The organism is Streptomyces sp. NPDC007905, from assembly GCF_042959345.1.
In the GTDB taxonomy this organism is placed as follows: Bacteria; Actinomycetota; Actinomycetes; order Streptomycetales; family Streptomycetaceae; genus Streptomyces.
Genome location: NZ_JBIBKS010000022.1, coordinates 66,555 through 91,441, shown reverse-complemented (window position 1 = coordinate 91,441; position 24,887 = coordinate 66,555). Strand labels below are relative to the sequence as shown.

Genomic DNA, 24,887 nt, shown 5'->3' with positions numbered 1-24,887 from the left:
GCTGCTCCCGGCCCCGGGGACAACATGACCTCCTGACCGCGAAGGCACCTATTGATGGAACGTCAGTTGTCGGTGATCCAGGTGCCCTTGTCCGGGTGCCAGTGGATGGTGGCCTTCTGGAAGCGCTGCGCTTTGCCGCCGCCGGCCTCGTCCACCTCGTCGCTGGTCGGGTAACCCAGGACGCTCTCGTGCCCCGCCGCGTGGAAGGCGTCGTAGATCGCGTCATGCACGACATGCGTGCCGGTGGACGCAGACCACAAAAACAGCCCCCGCTCGAAGAACTGGTAGCGCCCCCGGGTCCCGTCCGGCGCCCGCGCGGCATCGGCCTCGTCCATGGTCGGGAAACCCCAGCGCCGCTCCGCGTCCGACGCCCAGAACGCGCTCAGAATGTCGCCGTACACCGCATAGGCCACATCCGGATGCCACAGGACGATCCCGTGCTCGAACTGCTGGAAGCGCCCGCCCAGCGAGGCATCGCGTTCGCCCCGGACGGGCTGCCCCAGTACGCTGCTCGGACCGCCCATGCTGTCGTACTTGACCGCGATGGTGCCGTACGGCACAAGGTCGTCCAGCTTGTTGTAGCGGCGGGGTGAGAACCCGCGGAGCCCGTCGGTCCACACCTGTTCCTCGGCCACGTGTCCGAAGTCGTACTCCTCACGGACCACCGGTTGGGTGTGGGCCGCGTCCGCCCAGCGGGCGAACAGTGCCACGTGGTCGGTGCCGTCCGAGTCCCGCAGCAGGGCGTCACCTGGTTGCAGGTCGTCGGCCGGGACGTCGAACGTGACGTTCCACAGGTTCCAGGTGGTGAGGGAGCTGCTCAGATGCCAGGCCATGGACACATAGCCCGAGCAGTCCGGGCGGTAGCATCCGAACTGGTTGTTGTGGCAGCCGGTCTGGCTGTACGGCACCTGTTCGTCCATCCACGACCATGCGCGGTCCATCACTTCGCCCCGCCCGATCGGCTCGTCGGGACTTGACGCGCTCGCGGCCGGTATGGCGCAGAAGGTGACCGCAAGGGTCGCCAGCGTCAAGGCCGCCATGCGACGCACCGTCCGATGAAGGAACCTCAAGAGAGCTCTCCTGTTCAGTTGTCGGTGATCCAGGTGCCCTTGTCCGGGTGCCAGTGGATGGTGGCCTTCTGGAAGCGCTGCGCTTTGCCGCCGCCGGCCTCGTCCACCTCGTCGCTGGTCGGGTAACCCAGGACGCTCTCGTGCCCCGCCGCGTGGAAGGCGTCGTAGATCGCGTCATGCACGACATGCGTGCCGGTGGACGCAGACCACAAAAACAGCCCCCGCTCGAAGAACTGGTAGCGCCCCCGGGTCCCGTCCGGCGCCCGCGCGGCATCGGCCTCGTCCATGGTCGGGAAACCCCAGCGCCGCTCCGCGTCCGACGCCCAGAACGCGCTCAGAATGTCGCCGTACACCGCATAGGCCACATCCGGATGCCACAGGACGATCCCGTGCTCGAACAGTTGGAAGCGCCCGCCCAGCGAGGCTGCCTCCTCGGCACGGACCGGCCGGCCCAGGACGCCGCCCGGGCCGCCCATGCTGTCGTATTTCGCCCCGATCGTGCCGTAGGGCTGGAACGCCTCGTCCTGCAGCGCCCAGGCGGTGTCCTCCGCCTGGTCGTACCGGTCCGGGTAAGCGGAGCGCTGGACGGCCTGGGCGAGCTGCCCGGCGGTGCTGCCCTCCATGCCAGGCTCCATCTGCAGGGCCACCTCGAAGAACTTTCCCGCCGCGTAGTCGACGTCCATGACCTGCTCGGGGGAGCCCCAGCCCTGCGAGGGGCGCTGCTGGAAGACGCCGAGCGAGTCCCGGTCCCCGCATGACAGGTTGTTCATCCGGGACTCGACCCAGCCTGTCTCGAACCCGGCGAGCATGACCTTCTGGGACACGTTCATGCGCTGGCCCACCTCGTAGACCTTTCGGGTGACCGCGATGTCCCGCTCCGGAGGGACGTAGCAGTACAGCGTGGCTGGGGCCGCGTGGTTCAGGGGGCCGGGGATGCCCTTCAGGGGCTTTGCACTCTGGGCGCCCGCGGGGCTGCCGCTCAGTGCGGTCAGGGTCAGGATCGTGAGGGCGAGCAGCGCTGTGCTGCCCGGTTTTGCGCGTCGTGAGCCGACGCCGCTCATCTGTTCCTCCTGTGCCGGGGATGTGTGCCGAAGGGGGATTGCGGAATGCGGACTACGGGTTGATGCCGTCGTACTGCAGTACTCGGTAGGGCGACTGGCCGGGCTGCCCGTTCCACTGCGACACGATCAGGGTCAGGGAGTTGGGGCCGGCGCTGCCCGGGTGGATGAATCCGCCGTAGAGGAACGGAAGTTGGGGTCTGCCCCAGTGGTTGGGCGGCCAGGCGGCGTCGCCGACGATCTGCGACTTCGGCGCACTCCACACGGCATCGGGCCGGGGAGCGGTGCGGGTACAGATCGAGTAGTCGGTGACGTCGAAGTAGCTCATGCAGTACGTGCCGCCGATGCGCTTCACCGAGAACTCTCCGATGTTGTTCCCGGACAGGATGATCGAAGGCTGGACTGCCCGGGTCCACTGCCAGCGGCCGTCGAGGTAGGCCCAGTTCTCCTGGGCTCCGAAGTTGCCTGCGCGGAACTCTTCCGGCTGGATGCGGAAGAGCTGGATCGCCCCGCCGTCACCGGTGTTGCGGTGGCTGCCGTTCCAGCGTTTGGAGAAGATGTACAGCCAGCCGTCGGGGTCGATGCCCGCGAACGACCACATTCCGTACAGGGACTGGTTCACGCCCTGCGTGTCACCCGCCCAGTGGTAGGGGTAGTCGTGCCAGGTCACGCCCTGGTCGTCGGAGTAGGCGACGCCGGACATCCGCGAGCCGTCGTAGCCCGCGGGCGGCTGCCAGACCTCCACGGAGGTGTACTGGATGTACGTGCGGCCGCCGAACTCGATGCAGTCATTGGGGATGCGGCTGACCTCGAAGCCGTGCCCGTTGTCGGCGTTGTGCTGGTAGTCGAAGAGCTGCCGGGCGGCGCCTCCCGTGGGCATGGCCCAGGTGAACGAGATCGGGGTCGCGCCGGAGGCGTCGAAGGCGGCCTGGTTCAGCATGACCGGGGAGCCGAGGTAGTCCCCTCGCAACCCTGGTTCGGTGAAGGAGTCGCCGAAGACGTAGCCCCAAGTGCTGTCGTGCTCCCGGTAGTAGGGGATGGCGAGATCCCCCGATCCCAGCCCCTGCGAGCTCGCCGAGTCGCCGGGCTGTTCGCACAGGGGGGTGCCGCGCTGGGCCGCGGCGGCGCGGGGAGCGGCGGCGATCGAGCTGCCCAGCGCGCCGGCGCTCAGGGCGACGCCCGCGCCGGCCCTCAGCAGCGATCTGCGGGTGGGCGGGAGGCGGTCGGGGTGTGCGGGGTTCGACATGGGCGGCCCTCCAGGGTCGGCTCACCGCGGCGAACGCGGTGTCGAGTCGGGATGCAGTCCGCGAGCGCGGCACGCTCATCCTGGCGAGGGGCGCTGAAAAGTTGATGAAGTCCCGGTTCACCGCCCGGATGCGGCGTTGCGGTGAGGTGAGAGGGCCACCGTCGAGCAGGCCGGGGACCGCCTGACCGGAATGCGGCTGCGCCGCAAACACCTGTCACCGATAGGAGTACGTAGCCGACACCACGTGTCTCCCGCCGGCCGGCGCCATCGAGGACACCGACCGCGACGCCTGGTACACAAGCCGGGATTTCACCCTGTGCGGCGACGGCACCGGGGGCGCGGCGCATCATCGAGATTTCATCGGTTCTCCCTAGCGTGGCCACGTTCGAACGAAGACCGCTACCACAGGGGAAGGACGGCTCGATGGCGCGGAGAAGATTCAGATCGAGGTTACCGATGGCGGTCATGACCGCGACCGCCATGATGAGCATGATGGCGGCTACCGGGTCGTCTGCCACCGAGCAGGGGCCGGACGAGCCGACGATCCGTTACACCGAGTACGGAATCCCGCACATCATCGCATCGACCTGGGAGGGGCTCGGAACGGGCTACGGATATGCCGCGGCCAAGGACAACATTTGCACCTTGGCCGACACGTATCTGATGGTCAACGCCCAGAGGTCCCGCTATCTGGGACCCGATGGCAAGGCGAGCCCCGGCCAGACCCAGAACGGCACCACCAATCTCAACAGCGACCTGTACTTCCAGCGGATCAAGGACAACCGGGTGGTGGAGCGGCTGCTCGAGCAGCCCGCCCCCAACGGGCCCGAGCCGGAGGTCAAAGAGGCGGTTCGCGGCTATGTGCGGGGATACAACAGGTACTTGGCCGAGACGGGCGTGAACAACATCTCCGACCCGGCCTGCCGCGGTGCGGCCTGGGTGCGGCCGATCACGGAGCTGGACGTCTACCGACACGCGCACGCCGAGATCATCATGGGCAGTGCCGATGCGCTGCTGGACGGTGAGGTGAACGCCGCACCCCCGGGTGCGTCGGCCGCCGCGTCGCCGGCGCTCTCCGCCGCACGGACCGCGAAGAAGATCCGCGCCGCCATGGCGGTGAGTCGTCGACAAAGCATGGGAAGCAACGCGTTGGCGGTCGGCTCGCAGGGCGTGTCCGGCGGCACCAGCATGATGCTGGCCAACCCGCACTTTCCATGGCAGGGAAAGAACCGGATGTGGCAGAGCCAGCTGACCATCCCAGGGAAGGTCGACGTCTCCGGGGCCGGCCTGCTGGGGTTGCCCGCGGTGAACATCGGGCACAACAACGACGTCGCCTGGAGCCACACGGTCGCCACGGTGGCGCCGTTCGGGCTGTTCGACGTGCAGGTGGATTCGCTGAATCCGACCAACTACCTGGTGGACGGCACCTGGCAGCGGATGACCTCGCAGCAGGTCGCTGTCGACGTGAGGAACGCGGACGGCTCCATAGGCAAGGTCACCAGGACGTTGTGGTCCACCCGTTACGGCCCGATCACCACATCGATGCAGGGCGTCCCGTTGCCCTGGGCGGTCAGCGCCCACGCGGTGCGTGACGTGAACATGGACAACCTGCGGGCGTTGAACACCTGGTTCCATCTCGACCAGGCCAAGGACGTCAATGACGTCGTGAACACTCTGGAGACCACGCAGGGCGTGCCCTTCTTCAACACCGTCGCCTCCGACCGCAAGGGCAACGCGCTGTACGCGGACATCCAGGCCACCCCGAACATCACCGACGCGCACGCTCAGTCGTGCCTCACCGAGACAGGTAAGTTGCTGTTCAACCAGCCGCTACGCCTGCCGAACGTGCCCCCGATCTCCATCCTCGACGGCAAGCGCAGCGAGTGCGACTGGCCCAACGATTCCAACGCGGTCGCGCCAGGGCTGCTGGACCCGCACAAGCAGCCACGCCTCATCCGGTCCGACTTCGTGGGCAACGCCAACGACAGCGCCTGGCTGGCCAACCCCGAGCAGCCGCTGTCCTTCCCCAGGGTGATGGGCGACACGGCGGCGCCCCGGTCGCTGCGTACCCAGGAGCTCACCCTGACCGCGCAGAACCGGATCAACGGCACGGACGGCTTGGCCGGCAAGGGCTTCACGCCGGAGAACATGCGGCAGTTGCTGTTCGCCGACAACAGCAGGGCGGCAGATCTGGCCCTCAACTCCACGGTGACGATGTGTCAGAGCATCCCCTTCGGGACCATCCTGGTGGACGGCACCCTGGTCAACGTCAGCGAGGCATGTCCGATCCTGGCCGCCTGGAAGGATCACGACTACACGGCGGACAGCCGGGGGTCCTGGCTGTTCGCGAATTACTGGGCCTTCCTGCTCGGTGGGCAGGGCATCGAGAAACTGCCGTGGCGGGTTCCTTTCGACCCCAAGGACCCGGTGCACACGCCCAACTCGCTGGACTCGGGCAGCTCCGCCGTCCGCGATGCGCTCGGCCGTGCGGTTCTCGCGCTGCGCAAGGCGGGCATTCCGCTGAACGCGCCGCTCTTGGACGTCCAGGAGATCACCCGCAACGGTGAGCAGATCCCGATCCACGGCTCGATCAGCGAACTCGGCGTGCTGAACGTGATCACTCCCGGCCAGGTCGACGGCAAACCGGACGTGGTCTTCGGGTCCAGTTTCATCCAGGAGGTGCGGTTCACAGCAGACGGTCCGCCACAGGCCTCCTCCGTATTGGCCTACTCCCAGTCGGCCGACCCGAACTCGCCGCACTACGCCGATCAGACCAAGCTCTTCTCGGCAGGCCAGTGGGTGACCGAGCGGTTCACCGAGCAACAGATCGCGGCCTCACCGGCATTGGAGGTCAAGGTCCTGAACTGAGATCGACGGTGAGCGCGCCGGAGCATGGATGGCGGTGTCCGGCGTGCTCTTTCATCGGAGCCTCACTGCTTCCCGGCACATCTCGCGCCGCACGACAAAGAACTCACGAGGGGACACACTGTGGCAAGGACATCGAACAAATGGCTGACGGTGACGGCATGGATGGTCGCCGCCCTGGCCATGGTCATGCTGCCGACCGGTCCGGCACAGGCCGCTGACAGCACCGCGCCGCCACCGATGGCGAACGGATTCGGCCTGACCCAGGTCGACACGGCCGTAGGAGGCCCCACCAACTTCACCATCACTGTGACCACGCCCGAGGTCACGGGTAAGCACCACATCAAAATCATTCTGCCGAGCGGCTATTACGACGACCCGGCCCGCCGCTATCCGGTGCTGTACTTCCTGCACGGTTCACCCGACGACCCGATTCAGCAGACCTATCCGGCGCTGACCATGTCGGACTCGATGATCACCGTCATTCCGGACGGCGGCGCTCGGGGCTGGTATGCCAACTGGCTCAACCAGAAGACTCAGCTGGGGGCCCAGAACTGGGAGCACTTCCACCTCAAGCAGGTGATCCCGTTCATCGACGCGAACCTGCGGACCATTCCCACCAAGAAGGCCCGGGCCATCGCCGGTGTCTCCATGGGCGGGTTCGGCGCCTTCCACTACGCCCAGGTCCGTCCCGACCTGTTCAGCCAGACCGCATCCCTGTCAGGAGACATCGACCTGTCGGCCAAGTCCATGGACTTGCGGCTGGCCGTCGTCGCCTCCGTCACCGATGCGCTGGGCGCGATCTGCGGCTCGTCGTCCGGAGCCTGCGACCCTGACAACTCGCCCTACAAGCCCGGCGTGGACAGCGACGCTCTATTTGGCTCGCCCTACCCGGTGTTCAACGCCGACTGGCGATGGAACGAGGTCGACCCGGCAGCGCACATGGACAAACTCGCCGGAGTCGGGGTGTCCATCTATGTGGGCAACGGAGGCGGCTCGCCCCTCGAATCCGAGTTCTGGCTCGAAGGGGCGGCCAAGCACGCCAAGGACAGCATGGACGCGCTGGGCATGTCCTACCACTACGTCGACTACGGCGACGGTTCCGCCTGGGGCACCCAGTGCGACGGCGGCCACAACGGCGGCTGCTGGGAACAGGATCTCCGGGACCTGATCCCCAGGCTGGAAAGGTCCTTCGCCTCCTGACCGTCCAGCACAGCCGGACGTGGAGGGCACCATCCTGGCCGTGCAGACCATGACATCCGTCGCCGCGTGTCGGAGGATCATCTGGTGCGTCACCGGCATTCGGCTCGGAGGAGGCCCCACGTCGTCGGACAGGCGGTGGCGGGTACGGCCCAACACGTTCGGTGTCTTCGGGGGTTCGGGGGGCTAGGGTCGCCGGGGACCCCGTTGCCCGCGTCGGTGCAGGCCGTCGAGGGTGCGGGCGAGTTCCCCGGGCTCGGTCCGGGAGCCGGCGACGGCCCGCTCGAAGCGGTCGCGCGCCTGGGCGAGGTCTTCCGTCGCGGCGTGGTGCCAGCCCAGCCGGTTGCGGATCTCGGCCGCCAGCCGGGTGCCGGACCGTCCGCCGACCGCCGCGAGTGCCCGGTCGTGGAGTTCCGTCGCCCCGGCCAGGTTGCCCAGGCACTCCTCGGCGGTGGCCAGCCTGCCGAGGACCGCGGCGTACAGCGGGATGTCCCCCACGCGCTCGGCGAGTCCGGCGGCCCTGCGGAGCGCGTCGGCAGCCTCCGCGTACCGCCCACGGTCGAGTTGCAGGGTCCCCATGCGAAACAGCGTCTTGCTCAGGATCCTGGGTCTGCCGATCTTTTCGGCGAGGACGACCGATTCCGCGTAGCAGTCATGCGCCGTTTCAAGCTGTCCCACCTGATGGTGGATGGCGCCGACGTTGGCCAGGTACATGACGGTGAGCCAGTCGTCCTCCACTGACTGGGCAAGGTCCGCGGATTCGGCCAGGAGCGCGGCGGCCTCGGCCGGTTCCCCCGCCGCATTGGCGAAGATCCCGAGGGAACCCAGGGCCCGGGCCTGCTCGATGAGGTCTCCGGTTCGGCGGCTGATCTCCAGGGCATCCCTCAGCCAGCGGCGCGCCTGCTCGTACTGGCCCTGGAGACCGTGCGCTATGCCCATACAGGTGCGCAGTTCGGAGACCATCCGCTGGTCGGTGGCCTGCTCCGTGAGCGGCAGCACGATCTCAACGGTGGCCCGGCACTCGTGGTACCGGCCTTGCCTGGTGAGGTAGTCGCACAGTCCCTCGGCGAGCCGACAGGCGTCGTCCACGTGCCCCACGGCCGCCGCGTGGCCGACCACGTCGACCAGTTCGCTGCCCACCGCGTCCAGCCAGGCCGACGCCTCCTCACAGTCCGCGAAGGGCGCGGTGTCCGGCTGCGGGCCGGTCGGGAAGGCAGAGGGGCCCCAGTCGCTCGCGCGGCGGGCGGCGACCACGTAGAGCCGGAACACCCCGGTCCGGGCCGCAGCGACTTCCGCGGGGTACGCGCCGGCGACGCGCCGGGCGTAGACCGCGACCAGGTCGTGCAGGCGGTAGCGGCCCGCGCCCGCCTGCTGCACGAGACTTGCCTCGACGAGGCTCTCCAGGGCGCGCTCGGCGTCGGGTGGTGTCATGTCGAGCATGGCGGCCGGCGTCAGCCGGTCGAACTCTACGGTCGGCGACAGGCCCAACGCCCGGAACGCGCGCCGTTCGGCGTCCGGAAGCTGGTCGTAGGAGACCCGGAAGGCCGCCTCCACGCTGCGGTCCTCGACGGCGAGCTCGCCGAGCCGGTGTTCGTCGTCAGCGAGCCGGACCGCCATGCGCTCCAGCGCCCAGGACGGGCGGCTCTGCAAGCGAGCCCCGACGACGCGCAGGGCCAGCGGCAGCCGGTCGCAGAGGCGGGCCAGCTCGCGCACCGCCGCATGCTCGGGGTCGGTGCCCGGGCCGCCAACGATGCGGGTCAGCAGCGCCACCGCCGCGTCGATGTCCAGCGGCTCCAGCGAGAGCCTACGGTCGGCGTCCAGCCCGGTCAGCCGCTGCCGGCTGGTCACCAGCACGAGGCTGCCGGGACCGGCGGGCAGCAGGGGGCGCACCTGTTCTGCAGCGGATGCGTCATCGACCACCACGATCAGCCGGAGGGCGGCGGTCGCGGCCCTCCATGCCGCGGCCAACCCGTCGAGGTCGTCCGCATACTCATTGTCGCCTTCGCCGACGTCGCCGACTCCCCGCAGCAAGCGGCGCAGCACGCGGTCCGGGACCGCTGCCTCCCGCCCCTCGCGGTGACCGTGGAGGTCGACGAACAGGCAGCCGTCCGGATAGCGCTCCCGCATCGCACGCGCGGCGCGCACCACCAGCGCGGTCTTGCCGACCCCGGCCATGCCGTCCACAGCGCGGACCGTCACCACCTGCTCATCGGCCGGCGCGAGGAGCATGTCGAGTTCACGGCCCCGCCCCGTGAAGCCGCCGACGTCGACCGGTAGTTCGTTGCGCACGCGTGGGAGTGGGCGAGCGGCTGCGGGCCGCCGGTCCGTCGATTGGTGTGACCGTGACGATGCGCCGTCCGCCGAACGGCGCGGCCGTGGCGACGCACCGATGAGAAACGTTTCATCAGCGCGCAGCACCGCCTCGTGCACGCGTTGCAGTGCACCGCCCGGCTCCGCCCCCTGTTCCCTCACCAGACGACGGCGCACCTTGGCGAAGACACTCAGCGCATCGCCCTGCCGGTTGCCGGCGTAGAGGGCACGCATCAACAGGGCGGCCAGGGACTCGTTGTGCGGATGCGTCTCGGTCAGAGCGAACAGCTCTCCCACGACCTCGGCGTGGCGGCCCAGCTGCAGCTGGCACTCCACCTTGTCCTGCACCAACGCCAGCCTGTGTTCCGTCAGCCGGAAGCGCTCTCCCTGGGCGAACGGCCCGGGGATCTCGGCCAGGGGATCGCCCCGGAACAGCTCCAGGGCGGTGGACCACGCGCCGACCGCGGCGTCCAGGTCACCGGAGTCCCGAGCGGCGTGCGCCTCGGCGACGATCTCCTTGAGCCGAGCCACGTCCATCGAAACGTTCCGCGGGTCGAAGCGGTAGCCACCCCGGTCGGTCACGATCACGGAGCCGGAGGGGCTTGCTCCATCAGTGCCCAGACGTCTGCGCAGCTGGTACACATAGACCGGGATCACCTTGGCGCCCGTGCCCGGCGGCTCCGGACCCCATGTTCCGTCGAGCAACTGCTGCCGGCTGACGGTCGTCCCCGGCCGCAGCAGCAGCGCCGTCAGCAGAGCCTGCTGGCGAGCCGGACCGAGCTCCAACTGTACGTCGCCGCGCCAGGCCCGGAGCGGACCGAGGACAGCGAACCGAAGCCGACTGTCGCCCGCTGACGACTCCCCCCTCGATAACACGCAGGGGAGTATAGGCCCAGGATCCCCCGTTTTCCCGCGGACATGGTCAAGTGGACAGCCGGTCTCCCGTCCGTGCGACCGTGGGGAGCGCCGTGCTGGTTGGGGTTTGGCAGACAAGAACTCGATGCAGCACAAGGCGGCGAACCCAGAGACCAGCGAGGATCACAGACTGTAGTCAACTCTTGATCGCAGGGGGCGCTGAACTGTTGCTCCAAGTCCTGACCGAACGCGAGGAGAAGAACAGCGTCGCCATCGCCTCCAACGGGTGCTTTGGCAAAGCGCACATGTTCCGGCGAACACGTGCCAGGCGGCGCCGAAACGTCACGGGTTCATCTTGCGGAAGTCCTCGTACTCGTCGCAGACCGTGCCTTGGTTGACCCAGCGTTGGGGGTCTGCGGCGAGGGGCCTTGACCAGGCCTTGACCCTTGATCCTGGACACACGAGACACTGGATCCTGAGGATCTGAGAACGGACATCTCGTGGTAGAACTATCCGCCGCAGTTCAAGGCGGACGCGGTCGCGTTGTACCAGTCGCGGCCCGAGGCGACGATCCGGCAGGTCGCTGCCGATCTGGGAACCAATGCCGAGACCTTGCGGAACTGGGTTCGGGCAGCCGGTGCGAGCCGGCCGCGGGGACGCCGGGCGGAGGTGTCGGCCGAGCCGCCGACGCCGCTGAAGGCGGAGAACGCCGCTCTGCGCAAGAAGGTCCGTGAGCTGGAGGAGGAACGCGAGATCTTGCGCAAGGCGGCGAAGTGTTTCGCCGGGGAGACGCGCTGGTGAACCGCTTCCAGTTCGTTGCCGACCACCACCGCCGCTACGGCGTGAAGCGGCTGTGCATCATCCTGGGCATCGCCCGCTCCAGCTTCTACGACTGGCGTCGGACGGCCGCGGACCGGGCCGCCCGACATGCGGCCGACGCTCGCCTCGCCTCCCGGATACGGGCCGTGCACCGCGAGCCGGACGGCACCTATGGCGTTCCGAGGATCACCGCCGAGCTCCGCGAGGCGGGCGAGCGCGTCAACCACAAGCCGATCTCGCGTGTGATGCGGGGCGCCGGTCTGGTGGGCGTGCGCTTGCGCCGCAGGCACCGCACCACTGTTGCGGACCCGGCCGCGGCGAAGGCCGGATCTGATCGGCCGCGACTTCACCGCAAGCGAGCCGAACACGAAATACGTCGGCGACATTACCTATCTCCCGCTGGACGGCGGGAAGTTCCTTTATTCGGCCACGTCATCGACCTCGCCTCACGCCCCCTGGCCGGCTGGGCGATCGCGGACCACATGCGCACCGACCTCGAAACCGACGCCCTGGCCGCCGCCGAACGGACCCGCGGCAGCCTCGCCGGGGCTGTCATGCACACCGACCACGGGGCCCAGTACACCAGCCGGGCCTTCGCCGGCGCCTGCCGCCAGGCCGGCGTCGGCCAGTCCATGAGCGCGATCGGCTCCAGCGCGGACAACGCACTTGCCGAGTCCTTCAACGCGACGTTCAAACGCGAGACGCTTCAGGGCCGCAAGACCTGGTCCAGGGAACGCGAGGCCCGCCTCGACGCGTTCGGCTGGCTCAACCGCTACAACACCCGACGCCGTCACTCCCGCCTTGGACAACGCAGCCCGATCGCCTACGAGACAGCGTCCGAAACAACATCGACTACGCTGACACCAGCCGCATAACCCGTGTCCAGGATTCCGGGTCAAGGCCCAAGGCCGGGAAGTTAGCCTGTTTGTGCTGGTGGCAAGGGGGTTGAGGTCCAGGCAGTGGCTGCGTAGAGGCCGGGCCCGAGTTTGTGGATGAGCCCGGTGTCGGCCCATCGGGAGAGCTGCCGATACATGGTGTGCAGGGTGATGTCGCCGAAGTGTGCGGCGATCTCCGCGGGTCTCCATAGGCGCGTCGGGTCGTCCTGCAGCAGGGCGAGAATCCGGTGTCGTCGGCGCTGGGCTGGGGCGGTGTAGCGGTCGTCGCGGGAGGCCGTGGGCAAAGGCGGCTGTTCGGGGCCGGGTTCGAGGACGGTGACGGTGAGGTCGGTGATGGTGCGGCTGTGATCGGGACGGCCGTCGTCGCGTCGCTCGCTGTAGCGGGACATCGGGGACTTGACCTTGCGGGTGCTGGTCCGGTGTCGGCGGGGCGCGAGGAGTCGGGCCAGCACCCGCCGGCCGATCAGCCCGAGGGAGTTCGGCTCGTCCGGGACGATCCCGGCGGCCTGAATGAGCTGGTCACGGGCGGTCTGCAGGGCGATGGTGCAGCAGCAGCGGTCGGGGTCGGTGCCGGGGACGGACTCGGCGGCCTCAACCATCACGGCCCGTAGGGCCTGGTAGAGCGTGAGCAGGGCCCACATCTCCTGTTCGAGGCCGACCCGGTCGCCCGAGCGGAGGTTCCGGCCGGCCAGGATCGTGTGGCGGAGCGCGAAGTACGTGCTCTCGTGTTCCCAGCGCTCGTGGTAGAGGTTGATCAGCGCCCTGGCTGAGTGTCGGCGGGCGTCAGTCAAGGTGGTGACCAGCCGGTAGGAGCCGGTGAAGACGGTGCCGTCGCTGCAGGTCACCGTGATCTCGGCGTCGATGATCCGGACGTTGACGGTGCCGATCACCGACAGGTAGGAGCCGTCGTCGAGACGGGCCAGGACCGGGGTGCGCCGGTTGCTGCGGAGTCGGCCCAGCACCTTCGCGCCGGTCGCGGTCACCTGGGTGAGGAAGCCGTTGGCGTCGAAGCCCTTGTCCCACAGCACCAGCATGTCTGGCCTGAGCAGGTGCAGCAGCCGGAGGGCGTAGGCGGTCTCGCCCTCGTCGGTGGGGCCGAACACCGCGCCGATCAGTGCTCTCGTCCCGGTCTCGACCAGTGTCATCAGCTCTAGCGTGGGATAACCGTGATGAGCCGTCCGCCCGAGCCAGGCCCGGTTGCTGGGCGAATCGGGTACCCGCAGCGAACTGCACCCGTCGAAGGACACCGTCCGGTAGGCACCGAACCGCACCCCCGGCGTCGTCGGGCGGGCCAGGGGACCGGCGAGCACCTCGAACAGTGACCGCACCGGTGCGGCCCCCAGCCGACGGCGCAGGTCCCGCAGGGCCTTCGCGCTCGGCGAGGCCACCGGCATCCCGGTCAGGCCGCCGGTGAGCTTGTCCCACACCAGCCGGTAGCCGACCTCGGGGAACAGGCACATCGCTAGCAGGAAGTAGACCCCGACCCGGGACGGCAGATCACGCAACCGCCGCTGCACCGTCCGCGTCTCCGCCAGCACCGCGTCCACCAGCTCGAACGGCACCACGGCGGTCAGCTCCCCCAGATGGCCCGGCGCGAACCGGCCCGCCGCCACGGTCACCGAACGGGTGATGGCCGTCAGCGCGGACGGCAGGACAAAATGAACCCGCAACGGAGCTCCTCACGTACAAGTTGTCTTGGTCGACTGCCTGTACCAACGAGCTCCGTTGCTCTGCGTCGGAAATCCTTCAACTCACTTGCGTGACCTGCGAAAACGCTAACTTCCCGGCCTTGGGTCAAGGCCCGTGGCCCGCCTCTCCCCGTTCGTACGGCACCACGTCAACATGCTCGGCCGGTACTCGTTCCAGCTCCCCGAACTGCCGGGCGACCTGCGCCCGCTGCGCGACCCGGACGCGGCCGAAGAGGTGTGACCCAAGTGCGGTGACCGTCACCGCCGGGGGCTGTCCCGGCGGTGACGTTTGCACTGGTTACCGACTCGTAGGGTGCCGTGAGCCGTAACACCGGCGGAGGGCGTGGCGGCTATGCGTGGTGGCGGGTGCGGTAGGCGGTCCGTAGCGCGGGTGGCGTGGACGGCGGCCGGAGCAGCGGATCAGCCCGGCGTCACCGCGCCCTCCGGCACTCCGAACCACTCCTTCAGCGCTTCCGCCAGACCGGCCGTCGACGTCGGTGCCTGCGCCCCCGCGTCGGCCGCCCAGGCCGTGAAGCCGTCCGGACGGACGAGGATCGCCGCCAGTTCCGGGCGGGACGGGCAGCCGGCCGTCAGAGTGTCGACATGGCCGGCGTACCCCGCGGCGAGGGCCCGGAGCTCCGGGTCGTCGGTGAGGTCGAGCAGGAGCGCCCGGCCGCCGTGGAGGTGGTCCGCGAGACGGCTGCCGTCGGTGAGTTCGAGGTCCGGGGTGCTGCGGCCGGTCAGCGGGTGCTCGCCCGGCAGCTCGTACCGCACCCCGCCACCGTTGAGCCGCACGGTGAGGTACGTGGTGCCCACGACCGTCCCCGCCAGGTCGCTGACGATCTCACGCAGGGCCCGGGACTGCGCGTCCGGGCGCATGGCCGCGACCTGGGACCGGGTCCAGTCCAGGACCCACGCACCGACCGGGTGCCGCTCGGAGGTGTACGTGTCCAGCAGCCCTTCCGGAGCCCGGCCGCCGATCACCGCGGCGAGCTTCCAGCCGAGGTTCATCGCGTCCCCGATACCCAGGCTCAGCCCCTGGCTCCCGAACGCGGAGTGCACGTGCGCCGCGTCGCCCGCCAGCAGCACCCGGCCCTCGCGGTACTCGGTGACCTGGCGGGCGTGGTCGGTGAAGCGGGTCGCGGTCCGCACCCCGGTGATCGTGACGTCCACGCCGGATACGCAGCGCAGCCGCGCCTGGAGGTCCTCGGTGGTGACCGGCGCGTCCCGGTCGGCCGGTGGGCCGTCGAGCTCCACCGTGACGACGCGGCCTGGCATCGGCCCGTGGGCGTACACCCCGGTGTCCCTGGCGGTCCAGCCGACCTTCAGGTCCTCGGCGCCGGTCATCTCCACGACCGCCTGGTGACAGGTGATCTCCGGGTCCGTACCGAGAAATTCGAACCCTGCGAGCTTGCGGACCGCGCTGCGGCCGCCGTCGCAGCCCACGAGCCAGCCGGCGCGTATGGCCCCGTGGCTGGTCCGCACGGTGACGGCCCCGTCGTCCGCGTCGAAGCCGGTCAGCTCCACTCCCCGGCGCACGTCGACGCCGAGCTCGTCCGCCCGCCCGCCGAGCAGCCGCTCGATGTCCTGCTGCGCCACGAAAGCGATCTCGGCGGCGGGTCCGGCGTCGCCGAGGCCCGGCTCCGTACGGTCGACCAAGTCGGCGCGCAGCATGATTCCGGCGAAGTGCCCGACAATCCCGAGCCTTTGGCCCGCGGTCCCGCCTCCGTCCCCGCCGTTCTGCTCGCGTATGAATGCCTGGAAGCGGTCCATCGCCTGCCGCTGCACCTTGGCCAGCGCGGGCAGCATGCCTCGGCGGTAGAGCGCCTCGGCGCTGGGCGTGGTGATCGCCCCGCCCTTGATCGTCGGGTTCACTTCGGTGAGGCGCTCCAGAACGGCCACCCGCGCGCCTCCGAGCCGGAGCTCGCAGGCCACCATCAGTCCGACCGGGCCGCCTCCGGCCACCACTACGTCATAGTCCATGGCGCCGACTATGACCGAGGGTCAAAAAGGCCAAAAAGACGCCGCGATGTCAAGGGGTCGGCCCCGCGAGGAGAATGGGGTCGGCACAGTCAGCGCTGAGAACGATCAAGGAACGATGCTCATCGGCTGCTATCGCCGGGAGCGAGCAGGCTCGTGAGCTCGGCGATCGCCTCTGGGGACGGCTTGAAGCAGCGGCGGACGTTCTCCGGCTTCTTGTGCCGTGACTTCGCCATGAGCATCAGGAGCGAGGAGCCCTGCTCGCCGAGGTGGGTCAGAGAGGAGTGGCGGTATTCGTGCAGGTCCCAGCCCGTACGGGGACCGCGGAAGGCAGTGTGCTCGTCCAGCAATGCTCGGGCCTGCCCATACGACAGCCTGGCCAGCCCGGTGTCCGGGCAGACGTCGCGGGGGCAGACGACCTTGCCCGGCCCCGGACGGCGGTGGGTGACGAACACCGGTCCGCGGGTGCGGCCCTTGAGCAGCCGGGGCAGGAGCCGGGCGGTGCCGGCGCCCCAGTACACGGTCTCCAGCACATAGTCCTCGCGCGCCTGGCCGCGGCGGCGGGCCTTGGCTCGGGCGCCCTTGGCCTTGACCAGGCAACGACGCCCGGCGAAGTCCAACTCCTCGATATTGACGCCCAGGACCTCCTCGGCCCGCCCGGCGGTCTCGTGGAGCATCCGCCACAGCGTCTTCTCCCGCAGGTGGACCTCGCGCCGCGCGATCAGCCGGTCGATCGCCGCCTTGGAGCGCGCCGCGGTCTCGGAGTCCGGCACCGCCAGCCGCTTCGCCCAGGCCGGGACCATCGGCCCCTCGTAGCCGCGCTCCCGGCACCGGCCCAGCCAGGACAGCACCCCCGCCCGGCGGGAGTTCCACGTGTTCACCGCGGCGGTGCCCCATAGCAGTTCCAGAGTTCCAGGGCCTCGCCGATCTCGTCGTCCGCGACCGACGCCAGCGGCCGGGCCTCGTCGAGTCGTTCCGCGGTCTTGCCCACCCTCCTGGTACCAGAGCGACGAGCGCTGGCGCGACGAGTACCGCGCCGCCCCCGTCCGGCTCTGGGCGAAGTGCAGCGCCCCGGGCCACAAGCCCTGGAAGCTCGCCTTCGCGGTGCCGCAGGACGGCGGCTGGGCCCTAGGCGGCGCCTGACCCGAGACGGGCGTCGGCCGTCGCCACGGTCAGTCCTCGTCGTCGTGAATCCGGGTGTCAGGCTGTTCGGTGATCCGACGCTCGCGTTCGCCTTTCCGCGACCCCCGGGTCCAACTGCCGTAGCTAGGCTGCGCCGCAATCAATGCAGACTCCAGTACCGGGCTGTCCTCCGCCAGCCCGGCGGTCCCTTGAGGAACCTAGCCGAGCCAGACCAGGTCGAGGACGTACAGGCGCCCGGCTGGTCGGTTGATCCAGTACACGGCGGTGACCTGGCCGACCGAGGCGGAGCGGACGTCTTCACCTTCGGGGTCACGGCTGTCGAACGGCGGAAAGGCCCACGGGTCGCGGCCGGCGATGTCGAGCACGTCGCGCACGATTTGCCGCGCGTAGTCGGGCAGTTCGGTCAGGACGCCCTGGGCTTTCGCGGACAGGCGGGCGCTGAAGGCATCACTCACGTGCGCGTCCCAAGGACGTCCTGAGCGTCGATGCCGTCGGAATCGTCCATGCCACTGTCCAAGAACGCGGTCACGGCCGGCAGGGCGGCAAGACGGGCCGTCCAGGCGGCGACCACAGCGTGGAGGGGGGCAAGGCTGTAGCTGTGCCGGGCGTCGTCCAGGGCGGCCGTCCAGTCACGCTCGAAGGCCGGCACCCAGCTCTCCGCCCGGCTGCTGGCACGAAGTTCAGCGAGCAGCTGCTTGGCCGCAGTGGGCGCTAGGGCCGACGGTGGCGCGGCGTGGTCGGGCTGGGCGCTCATGTCTCCTCCAGGCGTCTCAGAGCTACGGTATCGCCGCGTACGCTGGGCTGGGAGGCGCTTGCGACATCAGCGCGCAGGCCCCGTCGAAGCTGATGTCGGCGAACTCGGCCTCCAGCCCGCCGTTGCTCCGGCTACTGGCGGCACGTCCTTCTGATGTCGTACAGCCCTTTGGCTTGCGGGGGGGCTGGATGCAACGTCAGCGCTGAAGCGGATCCGTGGAGTCGGGTATCCCCAGGGCGGTGTCCGGTCGGCGGAACTCGCAGGCACGGAGGAACGACCGATCGCCGGTAAGCGCCTGGCGGGCGTCGCCGACACTGACGGGGCTGGCGCCACGCTGGACCACGGTGCAGTCGGCGCGGTGGACGGCAGCGCCCAGGGGAGAGAGAGGTGCGCAGCGGCCCCGCAGACAGGAGGAGCAGGGTTCCACTGCTGGGTCCGCGGGGCCGGTGCATGACTCACGTACCCTGCGATGCGTCCGATACGCCCGATCCCTCCCAACCGCCCGCACCGGCGGTCTTGTTACGCGAGTGGGGCCCGGCCGCATCCGGCCGGACCCCACTCACCTCTCGCGCGTGCCGCGCTCCTCACGCTGGGTGCCTTCTCGTCTACCAGCGGTACCAGCGGCCCTTGCGGCCGCCGCTGTCCGCCGTACGGACGACGAAGCCCAGCAGCCACACAACGAGCACGATCACCGCGATCCACCACAGCGCCTTCAGCGCGAAACCCGCACCGAAGAGGATCAGAGCCAGCAGAAGAACCAGAAGCAGGGGAACCATTGTTATCAACCTCCTGGCCACCAGGTGCCCTTACCTCGGGCCGACAAGCCCACAAAGCGGGAGTTATTTCCGCGGGGCACGGGGCATATGCGCGGGCGCCACGCGCCATGCCTGGTTCCCCCAGCCCCACCCCTCACGCACCGCAGGTCCACCTCGTCAACTGCGGTGGGCCGGCCTGTGGTCAGGGCGTGTCGCCGCAATAGTGGAAGCGCCAGGCGATCGCCGGGCCTGGTGTGCGCGGCTCGTCGGCGCTGGGGCGCGGCAATATCGGGCCGGGGTCTGGGACGATCATGCTTCCAGCTTCTGTGAGCCACACTTCGGCATCCGAACGTTCTCCTTCCGGAGCATTCGCACCCACCGATAGAACTCAAGCGGTCTATCCGGTGATCTTCATCGACTGCGTGCACGTCAAGGTGCGAGACGGGCAGGTGGCGAATCAGCCCGTCTACGTCGCACCCGCGGTCACGGTGGACGGCACACGCGACATTCTCGGCCTGTGGGCCGGCGACGGCGGGGAAGGCGCCAAGTACTGGCTCCAGGTCCCGGCCGAGATCAAGGGCCGCGGCGTCGAAGACGTGTGCATGGTCGTCTGCGACGGGCCCAAGGGCCTGCCCGACTCGATTTCGGCGGTCTGGCAGCAGGCCGCGACCCAGACCTGTGTCGTCCACCTGATTCGGGCGTCGTTCCGCTACGCGGGTCGCCAGGACTGGGACAAGATCTCCCGCGCACTCAAGCCGGTCTACAAGGCTCCAACTGCGAGCGCGGCGGAAGAGCGATTCCTGGAGTTCCAGGGAGATTGGGACACCAAGTATCCGGCGATCGTGCGGCTCTGGGAGAACGCCTGGGCAGAGTTCGTGCCCTTCCTCCAGTTCGCCACCGAGATCCGCTGCGTCGTCTGCACCACCAACGCGATCGAGTCGGTCAACGCCCGCATACGAAAAGCCGTCCAGGCCCGCGGGCACTCCCCGAACGAGGCCGCAGCCCTCGAATGCGTCTACACGGCCGTAATGAGCCTCGACCCCACCGGCCAGGGACGCAAACGCTGGACCATGCGCTGGAAGCCGGCCCGGCAGGCCTTCGACATCGCCTTCGACGGCCGACTCTCCGTCGGCCGCCGCTGACTCACCCCACCCGAGTTACACCGTTGGCTGGACAGACCCCCGGCGGCAGCAGCCGCATCGCGCGGTTCACGACGAGGTGTTCCAGGACCACCTCCTGCACGCATTGGCGCAGGAGACGCGCATCGCTCTCTGACCGGTCGGCAGACACCGTGGCGTCGGGGGCGTCTCACGGGCGGGGCTGCAGCATCTCCAGGGCGCCGGTCTCGGTGTCGTAGCTGCGCAGGGTGACGAGCCGGGCCGACAGCGGTGGCGCTGCGAGGAGTTCGGGGATCTGCCGGGCGGCGAAGGCACCGGCCCGGCGGGTGCGGCCGAGGGTGATGTGCGGGCTCCAGCGCGCGGGGTCGTGGAAGGGGTTGAGGGTCTCGGGCGGGCTGTCCGAGGCCACCGCCTCCCACACCCGGCGGTGCAGGCCGGCCAGCGCGGAGTCGAGGTCCAGCGCCCAGGCCAGTACCGAGGTCGGCCGCTCGAAGCGGACCAGGCCGGTGAACCGCACCGGCAGCGGCAGCGCGGCGGCCGCCTCGGCGAGTTCCCAGCGGATCGGGGCGGTCAGCTCCGGGCAGGCGGCCAGGGTGAGGTGCGGGCTGTTGGTCGGTGAGCGGTGACGGGCCTGACTGGGCAGGCCCGCCACCGCGAGCCGCCGCCAGGCCTCCCGGACCGCCAACTCTGCCGCCTCGTCCAACAGAAGCTCGACCGTGCGCACCACCGCAGCCTACCGGCGGTCGTCGGCGCGGTCGCCGGCTCTCTGACCAGCGCCTCGCTCCTGGACAAGCCGCGTCGACACGCTCTCGGGAGTGTCGACCCCCGCAGTGCCCTGCTCTCGCGTCCGCTGGTTGGGGCTGTGGCGCGCGATGGAAGAGTGCCGGTAGACCTCCTGGTCACCCGCGCAGGCGGCGGCGAGGACGGCGGGCAGCCGGACGGGAGGGGGCGCGGCGGTGAAGTGGGTGAGGTGTTCGAGGGTGGTGGGGCCGGTGCGGTGGGTGACGAAGTACGGCGGCTTGGGCGTGAGCGAGGGGCAGCCGGTGAACAGGCCGCGGGGAGCGGGAGCGAAGGGGGCGCGCAGCCCCGTCTTCGACGTCCTGGAGCATGAGGGCGTTGTTGACGACGCCGGGTGCCGCTGCCGATCGCCTGCCAGGTGTGGCCCGGGTAGGCGCCCCACGGGGTGTAGCCGGCAGGAAGTCACGCCGGACCAGGTGTTGACGCCGATGGTGCCGTGGCGCAGTTCGGCCAGGGCCTCTTGCACCGCGTACGGATGGGTCCGCTCGGTTCGGGGGTGCACGATCAGGGTCGCGCCCAAGGTGCCGGTCAGGACGGTGTTGGCGAAGTCGACGGCGTGTCGCTTGTCGATCAGCGGGGTGTCGTCGCGGCGACGGCGTGCCGCGTGGTCGTCGGTGCCTCAGACGATGGCGTCGTGGGTGCGGTCGCTGCCGGTGACGTTGAGGCAGGCCACGTAGTCGTGGGCTGCGAGGTAGGCGCCCTCGGCGGGGCCGCCGTCCACGAACCGCAGCCGGCCGCGCTGGACGTACTCGGCGAAGATCTGCTCGAAGTGCGGGCGCAGGTAGGCGTTGACCGGGTTCATCTTGGCGATGACGACGTGGCCTTCGCCGTAGAGCTTGTGCAGGATGTCGGTCGCGGTGAGTGCGGCGATGTTGTCGGCGCCGAGGACCAGCGCCACACCAGGATGCTGGACACCGCCCCGGTACGGTGCGGCCGCGCGGTGGCGTACCTGCTCAGGGGTGATGCCGTCCTGCATCCGCACCTGGGCGAAGTAGCCGCCCAGCAGCCGCGGACCCAGGCGGTGGCGGGGAAGACGCTCACCCACCCAGGTGCGGCCGCCTCGCTCGTGCACCGCGCCGGCGGGCAGCGGTTCGCGGCCTGCGGCGAGGTGGCGCGGCACGTGCAGCCGTGTGGTGACGTGCTGGGCCAGTGCCCACGGGGGCTTCACCGGCGACATCGCCTCCGTCGCGGCGGTGAAGGCACTGCGCAAGGCGGAGCCGAAGCTGAGCCTGCTCGCGGCGGTGCAGCTGCAGAAGGCGGCCGTGGCCCATCCGGAGCAGCCCCCGACACAAGCACTGCGTGGGCGGACAGTGGGGTGCAGAGTCAGCGGATTCGGCGCCGGTTCACCGGGGTGTTCCGTCGCGGGCGAGGGTCCCCCATCCGCCGGGTTGTTCGGTGATGATGTCGCACGCCTCGGTGGTGACCCGATCACTGATCCAACCGAGGGGTTCGACGTCCGTCACGAGGGGTTCATTGTCGGGGCCGCGGGCCGCCTCACGGCCGTGCAGCAGCCACGGCCGGGTCCGCGGGTCCTTGACCCGGGGCAGATGGCAGTAGTCGTACAGCCGGCGCGCGACCCAAATTTTCGCGGGCCGCTCGCTCCACCAGGCTTCGATGTCCAGCGAACTGGCCGAGAGCCCCGGCAGCCGAAGGCCGGTCAGGTCGTCCTTGCTGCGGGCATGCGGCAGGTCGCATGCCGGGCCGAGGGACCAGCGCACGTACAGGCCCCGGCGGCTGGTGACGAGCCGGGTCAGTTCCTCGAGGCTGGCGACGGTCGGCAGATCGGCGCGGGTGCTCATGGTGCAACGCGGGGCGAGCGGGGGGACGGTCAGGCGGTGAGCAGGGAGTCGTCCTGCGGGCGGGCGCCGGGCAGCCGGTGGCGGGCGGCGATGAGGGCGGCGTCGATGTCACGGGTGCCGGTCGCCACGCACAGGGTGTAGGCGACGTCGTCCATGCGCTGGCGCACCTCGGGGCTGCCGTCTTCGGCGTGCAGGATCCGCAGCGTCTCGTACTGCTCGATCAGGTTCGTCAGTACGGCGGGGTGCGCCATGAGCATCGAGGGTCTCCTCATCACCATAAATCACTTGGCGTGTACACCGACCCTTGTGCCCCGCCTTGCGGCCGTCATTCCCGCGCATCCCGGCGAGGCCGCCCGCCCCCTGACAGCGGCCCGGAATGTCGTCGTCCCGGGTGACAGGGAGCCATCAACGCGGATGGTGAGGGTAGGCGGTAGTGACTCTCAACCGTTCGCACGAAAGTGGTGCCCCGCCATGGCCGAAACCCAGGACGTCGTCGACCTCATCCTCCAGGACCACCGGCGCATGGAGGACCTGTTCCGCCTGATGCGCAGCGTCGAGGCCGACCGGGCCGGTGCGCTCAAGGAGTTCGCGGACCTGCTGATCGCCCACGCGCAGGCCGAGGAGGCCAAGGTCTATCCCGCCCTGAAGCGGTACAAGAACATCGACGACGACGAGGTCGAGCACGGCGAGCACGAGCACGACGAGGGCAACCAGGCCCTGCTGGACCTGCTGGAGGTGGAGGAGGTCGGCTCCGAGGAGTGGGACTCCAAGCTGGAGGAGCTGGTGGAGGCCGTCACCCACCACGCCGACGAGGAGGAACGCACCATCCTCAACGGCGCGCGCGAGAACGTGGCGATGGAGCGGCGCGAGGAGCTGGGAGCGGCGTTCTGGGAGGAGCGCGAGCGGCAGCTGAAGGCCGGCTGCGGCTCGGTCGAGAACGTGCGCCGCATCGTCAATTCCTGATCGCGACCGCCCCGGCGCGGGGCGCCGGTCCATCCTGCGGAGGAATGGGGCGCCCGCGCCGAAGGGCGGCACGTCGGCGGTGGTGGCGTCCAGGCCCAGCCGAGGCGACCACCGACCGTGATCGCGCACAGATTGACGCCTGCTGTGACGGTCCCCAAGCTTGAGAAGGCGATGCAGGAAGGGGCCGTGGCCGTGAGCGGTGGGCAGAGGACTTCCCCGGCTGTTGACCGCAGCGGAGAGGGCGGCACCGGTGAACGCCGTCGAGGTGGTCGCTGAGCACCTGCGACGGCGTTTCGGGGCCACGGAGGTGTCCTTCCTCAGTGGACCTGACGGGGAAGGCAGTGGCGCGGCTGGCCCCGGCCGTCGATGTGGAGGGTGGACGGGAAGCGGAGCGGATCAGCTTGTCAACACGTCGCCACGAGCTGGAGTACCTGGAGTGAAGTGGCTCAGCTAGTAGTGCTTCGTTACGTCGGGTGATCTCGCCTGGTGGTGGGCATCTTCTCCGGTATGAGGTTGGGGGAGGTGGAACGGCTCCCGGGCGAGTTATCGGAGTTCGTTGCCGATGTGTTCGGGTCGGTGCCGCGGCGGGATCAGCGGCGGTGGGGCGAGTGTTATCTGCGGGGCCTGATGCTGGACGGCCGGCGCAAGTCGATCCAGCCGATGGCCGAGCGGCTGCCGGACGGCAACATGCAGGCCCTCCAACAGTTCGTGAACCAGTCGCCGTCCGCTGCCCGTCAGACAGCGGATCGCCGAGCGGCTGTCCGAAGTTGTCATGCCCGAGGTGTGGGTGATCGATGACGTGTCGTTCCCCAAGTGCGGCAAGACGTCGGTCGGGGTGGCCCGCCAGTACTGCGGAGCGGTCGGCAAACGCGCGAACTGCCAGGTCGCGGTCAGCGTCCATGCCGCCACCGACACCGCCTCGTGCCCGCTGGAGTGGCAGTTGTATCTGCCGCGTGAGTGGACGGACGAGCCGGACCGATGCCGCAGGGCAGGTGCCCCCGACGACGTGGTGCACCGGGAAAAGTGGCGTCTCGCGCTCGGCCTGCTGGACACACTCGCCGAGTGGCAGCTGAAGGCGCCGGTCGTGATCGCCGACGCCGGCTACGGCGTCAGCACCTCCTTCCGGCTCGGTCTCGAGGAGCGAGGACTGTCCTATGTCCTGGCCCTGAACGGGAAGGAAGCACCCGGAGGATGCCGAGCCGCACCAGCCTGCTTATGGCGGACTCGGACCGCCCACCCTTCCCCGCTACCGCACCCCACCGCGAGCCGTCTGCGTCCTCGCAGCGCAGGCGGGTGCGGAGCGGTTCACCGAGGTGACCTGGAGGCAGGGCAGCAAAGGCGCGATGACACCCGGCGGTCACCGACCGGCACGTCGGCCACCGTCCGCAGGTGATAGCCGTGCACCCGCCCCGACGACGCCCCACACACCGAACAGACCGCAGCGTCCTGCGGAGTCCGAGCCTGCACCACGATCCGTAAACCCTCGTCGGCCAGACCCTCTATGACCAGCGGGGACAGACCCGAAAACACCTCTTGCACAAGCTCGTTGAGGTCATGTCCCTTCTCGTGG

General features: G+C 69.5%; 21 protein-coding genes and 5 pseudogenes. 9 read left to right on the top strand and 17 right to left on the bottom strand.

Going from position 1 to position 24,887, the window contains the following annotated elements; genetic code table 11:
• Window positions 1–62: 62 nt before the first annotated feature.
• The 3 genes from ACFZDC_RS32360 to ACFZDC_RS32350 are packed head-to-tail and all read right to left on the bottom strand — an operon-like array spanning window position 63 to window position 3,374.
• Window positions 63–1,070 carry a hypothetical protein gene (locus ACFZDC_RS32360; protein WP_391329337.1) on the bottom strand — a complete coding sequence of 336 codons (1,008 nt, stop codon included), beginning with the start codon at window positions 1,068–1,070 and terminating at the stop codon, window positions 63–65.
• A 14-nt stretch (window positions 1,071–1,084) separates the two neighbouring features.
• On the bottom strand, window positions 1,085–2,131 hold the full coding sequence (locus ACFZDC_RS32355; RefSeq protein ID WP_391329336.1) for an LGFP repeat-containing protein: 1,047 nt from the start codon (window positions 2,129–2,131) through the stop codon (window positions 1,085–1,087).
• A gap of 52 nt (window positions 2,132–2,183) precedes the next feature.
• Window positions 2,184–3,374, bottom strand: a complete 1,191-nt coding sequence (locus ACFZDC_RS32350) for a DUF4185 domain-containing protein (RefSeq protein ID WP_391329335.1) — start codon at window positions 3,372–3,374, stop codon at window positions 2,184–2,186.
• 423 nt (window positions 3,375–3,797) lie between these two features.
• Between ACFZDC_RS32350 and ACFZDC_RS32345 the strand changes: the two genes are divergently transcribed.
• Together ACFZDC_RS32345 and ACFZDC_RS32340 are read left to right on the top strand one after the other, a co-directional pair.
• On the top strand, window positions 3,798–6,242 hold the full coding sequence (locus tag ACFZDC_RS32345) for a penicillin acylase family protein (protein WP_391329398.1): 2,445 nt from the start codon (window positions 3,798–3,800) through the stop codon (window positions 6,240–6,242).
• Window positions 6,243–6,404: 162 nt separating this feature from the next.
• Window positions 6,405–7,442, top strand: a complete 1,038-nt coding sequence (locus tag ACFZDC_RS32340; RefSeq protein WP_391329396.1) for an alpha/beta hydrolase-fold protein — start codon at window positions 6,405–6,407, stop codon at window positions 7,440–7,442.
• A 183-nt stretch (window positions 7,443–7,625) separates the two neighbouring features.
• On the opposite strand, the gene ACFZDC_RS32335 is transcribed toward ACFZDC_RS32340, so the two are convergent.
• Window positions 7,626–10,625 (bottom strand): BTAD domain-containing putative transcriptional regulator, encoded by a 3,000-nt coding sequence (locus tag ACFZDC_RS32335; RefSeq protein WP_391329334.1) that lies wholly within the window; start codon window positions 10,623–10,625, stop codon window positions 7,626–7,628.
• A gap of 194 nt (window positions 10,626–10,819) precedes the next feature.
• On the opposite strand from ACFZDC_RS32335, the pseudogene ACFZDC_RS32330 reads away from it, so the two are divergent.
• The 3 genes and pseudogenes from ACFZDC_RS32330 to ACFZDC_RS32320 all read left to right on the top strand — a co-directional run.
• A pseudogene (locus ACFZDC_RS32330) lies at window positions 10,820–10,897 on the top strand (AAA family ATPase); the annotation flags it as partial.
• 250 nt (window positions 10,898–11,147) lie between these two features.
• Window positions 11,148–11,405, top strand: coding sequence for a transposase (locus ACFZDC_RS32325; protein ID WP_391329333.1), 258 nt, complete (start codon window positions 11,148–11,150; stop codon window positions 11,403–11,405).
• Window positions 11,402–12,298, top strand: a complete 897-nt coding sequence (locus tag ACFZDC_RS32320) for an IS3 family transposase (protein ID WP_391329332.1) — start codon at window positions 11,402–11,404, stop codon at window positions 12,296–12,298. The genes ACFZDC_RS32325 and ACFZDC_RS32320 overlap by 4 nt, the downstream gene beginning before the upstream one ends.
• Before the next feature lie 41 nt (window positions 12,299–12,339).
• Here the strand turns inward: ACFZDC_RS32320 and ACFZDC_RS32315 are convergent, their stop codons facing one another.
• Window positions 12,340–13,989, bottom strand: a complete 1,650-nt coding sequence (locus ACFZDC_RS32315; protein WP_391329331.1) for an IS4 family transposase — start codon at window positions 13,987–13,989, stop codon at window positions 12,340–12,342.
• Between the two features lie 133 nt (window positions 13,990–14,122).
• On the opposite strand from ACFZDC_RS32315, the gene ACFZDC_RS32310 reads away from it, so the two are divergent.
• Window positions 14,123–14,248, top strand: coding sequence for a hypothetical protein (locus ACFZDC_RS32310; RefSeq protein ID WP_391329404.1), 126 nt, complete (start codon window positions 14,123–14,125; stop codon window positions 14,246–14,248).
• 179 nt (window positions 14,249–14,427) lie between these two features.
• Here ACFZDC_RS32310 and ACFZDC_RS32305 read toward each other — a convergent pair whose 3' ends face one another.
• From ACFZDC_RS32305 to ACFZDC_RS32280, 6 genes and pseudogenes are all read right to left on the bottom strand, one after another.
• Window positions 14,428–15,990 (bottom strand): FAD-dependent oxidoreductase, encoded by a 1,563-nt coding sequence (locus ACFZDC_RS32305; RefSeq protein ID WP_391329330.1) that lies wholly within the window; start codon window positions 15,988–15,990, stop codon window positions 14,428–14,430.
• Window positions 15,991–16,109: 119 nt separating this feature from the next.
• Window positions 16,110–16,987, bottom strand: a pseudogene (locus ACFZDC_RS32300) (site-specific integrase); the annotation flags it as partial.
• A gap of 340 nt (window positions 16,988–17,327) precedes the next feature.
• The gene (locus ACFZDC_RS32295) at window positions 17,328–17,585 is read right to left on the bottom strand and encodes a hypothetical protein (protein ID WP_391329329.1); all 258 of its coding nucleotides are present in this window, start codon (window positions 17,583–17,585) and stop codon (window positions 17,328–17,330) included.
• On the bottom strand, window positions 17,582–17,884 hold the full coding sequence (locus ACFZDC_RS32290) for a DUF6247 family protein (protein ID WP_391329328.1): 303 nt from the start codon (window positions 17,882–17,884) through the stop codon (window positions 17,582–17,584). Before ACFZDC_RS32290 ends, ACFZDC_RS32295 begins: the two co-directional genes overlap by 4 nt.
• Before the next feature lie 196 nt (window positions 17,885–18,080).
• Window positions 18,081–18,428, bottom strand: a complete 348-nt coding sequence (locus ACFZDC_RS32285) for a DUF6233 domain-containing protein (protein ID WP_391329327.1) — start codon at window positions 18,426–18,428, stop codon at window positions 18,081–18,083.
• A gap of 61 nt (window positions 18,429–18,489) precedes the next feature.
• Window positions 18,490–18,660, bottom strand: a complete 171-nt coding sequence (locus tag ACFZDC_RS32280) for a DUF5670 family protein (RefSeq protein WP_011113206.1) — start codon at window positions 18,658–18,660, stop codon at window positions 18,490–18,492.
• Between the two features lie 368 nt (window positions 18,661–19,028).
• Between ACFZDC_RS32280 and ACFZDC_RS32275 the strand changes: the two are divergent.
• Window positions 19,029–19,781 (top strand): annotated as a pseudogene (locus ACFZDC_RS32275) (IS256 family transposase); the annotation flags it as partial.
• A 166-nt stretch (window positions 19,782–19,947) separates the two neighbouring features.
• On the opposite strand, the gene ACFZDC_RS32270 reads toward ACFZDC_RS32275, so the two are convergent.
• The 5 genes from ACFZDC_RS32270 to ACFZDC_RS32250 form a co-directional block, all read right to left on the bottom strand.
• On the bottom strand, window positions 19,948–20,481 hold the full coding sequence (locus ACFZDC_RS32270; RefSeq protein WP_391329326.1) for a 2'-5' RNA ligase family protein: 534 nt from the start codon (window positions 20,479–20,481) through the stop codon (window positions 19,948–19,950).
• Between the two features lie 9 nt (window positions 20,482–20,490).
• Entirely contained in the window at window positions 20,491–21,075 is a 585-nt protein-coding gene (locus ACFZDC_RS32265) for a hypothetical protein (protein ID WP_391329325.1), read from the bottom strand.
• A gap of 99 nt (window positions 21,076–21,174) precedes the next feature.
• Complete coding sequence (locus tag ACFZDC_RS32260) at window positions 21,175–21,765, bottom strand: hypothetical protein (RefSeq protein ID WP_391329324.1); 591 nt, start codon at window positions 21,763–21,765, stop codon at window positions 21,175–21,177.
• A gap of 133 nt (window positions 21,766–21,898) precedes the next feature.
• A complete protein-coding gene (locus tag ACFZDC_RS32255; protein WP_391329323.1) occupies window positions 21,899–22,354 on the bottom strand; it encodes a DUF6098 family protein in 456 nt (151 codons plus the stop codon).
• A 29-nt stretch (window positions 22,355–22,383) separates the two neighbouring features.
• A complete protein-coding gene (locus ACFZDC_RS32250; protein ID WP_391329322.1) occupies window positions 22,384–22,611 on the bottom strand; it encodes a DUF5133 domain-containing protein in 228 nt (75 codons plus the stop codon).
• A 214-nt stretch (window positions 22,612–22,825) separates the two neighbouring features.
• Here ACFZDC_RS32250 and ACFZDC_RS32245 point away from each other — a divergent pair, with 214 nt between their 5' ends.
• Together ACFZDC_RS32245 and ACFZDC_RS32240 are read left to right on the top strand one after the other, a co-directional pair.
• Window positions 22,826–23,317: a hemerythrin domain-containing protein gene (locus ACFZDC_RS32245; RefSeq protein ID WP_391329321.1), complete on the top strand. Its 492-nt coding sequence runs from the start codon at window positions 22,826–22,828 to the stop codon at window positions 23,315–23,317.
• Between the two features lie 507 nt (window positions 23,318–23,824).
• Window positions 23,825–24,710, top strand: a pseudogene (locus tag ACFZDC_RS32240) (IS701 family transposase).
• Here the strand turns inward: ACFZDC_RS32240 and ACFZDC_RS32235 are convergent.
• Window positions 24,644–24,856, bottom strand: a pseudogene (locus tag ACFZDC_RS32235) (ISL3 family transposase); the annotation flags it as partial. The pseudogenes ACFZDC_RS32240 and ACFZDC_RS32235 sit on opposite strands and share 67 nt — an antisense overlap.
• Window positions 24,857–24,887: the final 31 nt, after the last annotated feature.

What these genes read in the sequence shown, in the direction of transcription:
- ACFZDC_RS32355 (WP_391329336.1), bottom strand. Translation starts at nt 2,131, where the DNA reads ATGAGCGGCGTCGGCTCACGACGCGCAAAACCGGGCAGCACAGCGCTG.
- ACFZDC_RS32350 (WP_391329335.1), bottom strand. Translation starts at nt 3,374, where the DNA reads ATGTCGAACCCCGCACACCCCGACCGCCTCCCGCCCACCCGCAGATCG.
- ACFZDC_RS32345 (WP_391329398.1), top strand. Translation starts at nt 3,798, where the DNA reads ATGGCGCGGAGAAGATTCAGATCGAGGTTACCGATGGCGGTCATGACC.
- ACFZDC_RS32340 (WP_391329396.1), top strand. Translation starts at nt 6,405, where the DNA reads ATGGTCGCCGCCCTGGCCATGGTCATGCTGCCGACCGGTCCGGCACAG.
- ACFZDC_RS32305 (WP_391329330.1), bottom strand. Translation starts at nt 15,990, where the DNA reads ATGGACTATGACGTAGTGGTGGCCGGAGGCGGCCCGGTCGGACTGATG.
- ACFZDC_RS32290 (WP_391329328.1), bottom strand. Translation starts at nt 17,884, where the DNA reads ATGAGCGCCCAGCCCGACCACGCCGCGCCACCGTCGGCCCTAGCGCCC.
- ACFZDC_RS32285 (WP_391329327.1), bottom strand. Translation starts at nt 18,428, where the DNA reads ATGCGGCCGGGCCCCACTCGCGTAACAAGACCGCCGGTGCGGGCGGTT.
- ACFZDC_RS32280 (WP_011113206.1), bottom strand. Translation starts at nt 18,660, where the DNA reads ATGGTTCCCCTGCTTCTGGTTCTTCTGCTGGCTCTGATCCTCTTCGGT.
- ACFZDC_RS32255 (WP_391329323.1), bottom strand. Translation starts at nt 22,354, where the DNA reads ATGAGCACCCGCGCCGATCTGCCGACCGTCGCCAGCCTCGAGGAACTG.
- ACFZDC_RS32250 (WP_391329322.1), bottom strand. Translation starts at nt 22,611, where the DNA reads ATGCTCATGGCGCACCCCGCCGTACTGACGAACCTGATCGAGCAGTAC.
- ACFZDC_RS32245 (WP_391329321.1), top strand. Translation starts at nt 22,826, where the DNA reads ATGGCCGAAACCCAGGACGTCGTCGACCTCATCCTCCAGGACCACCGG.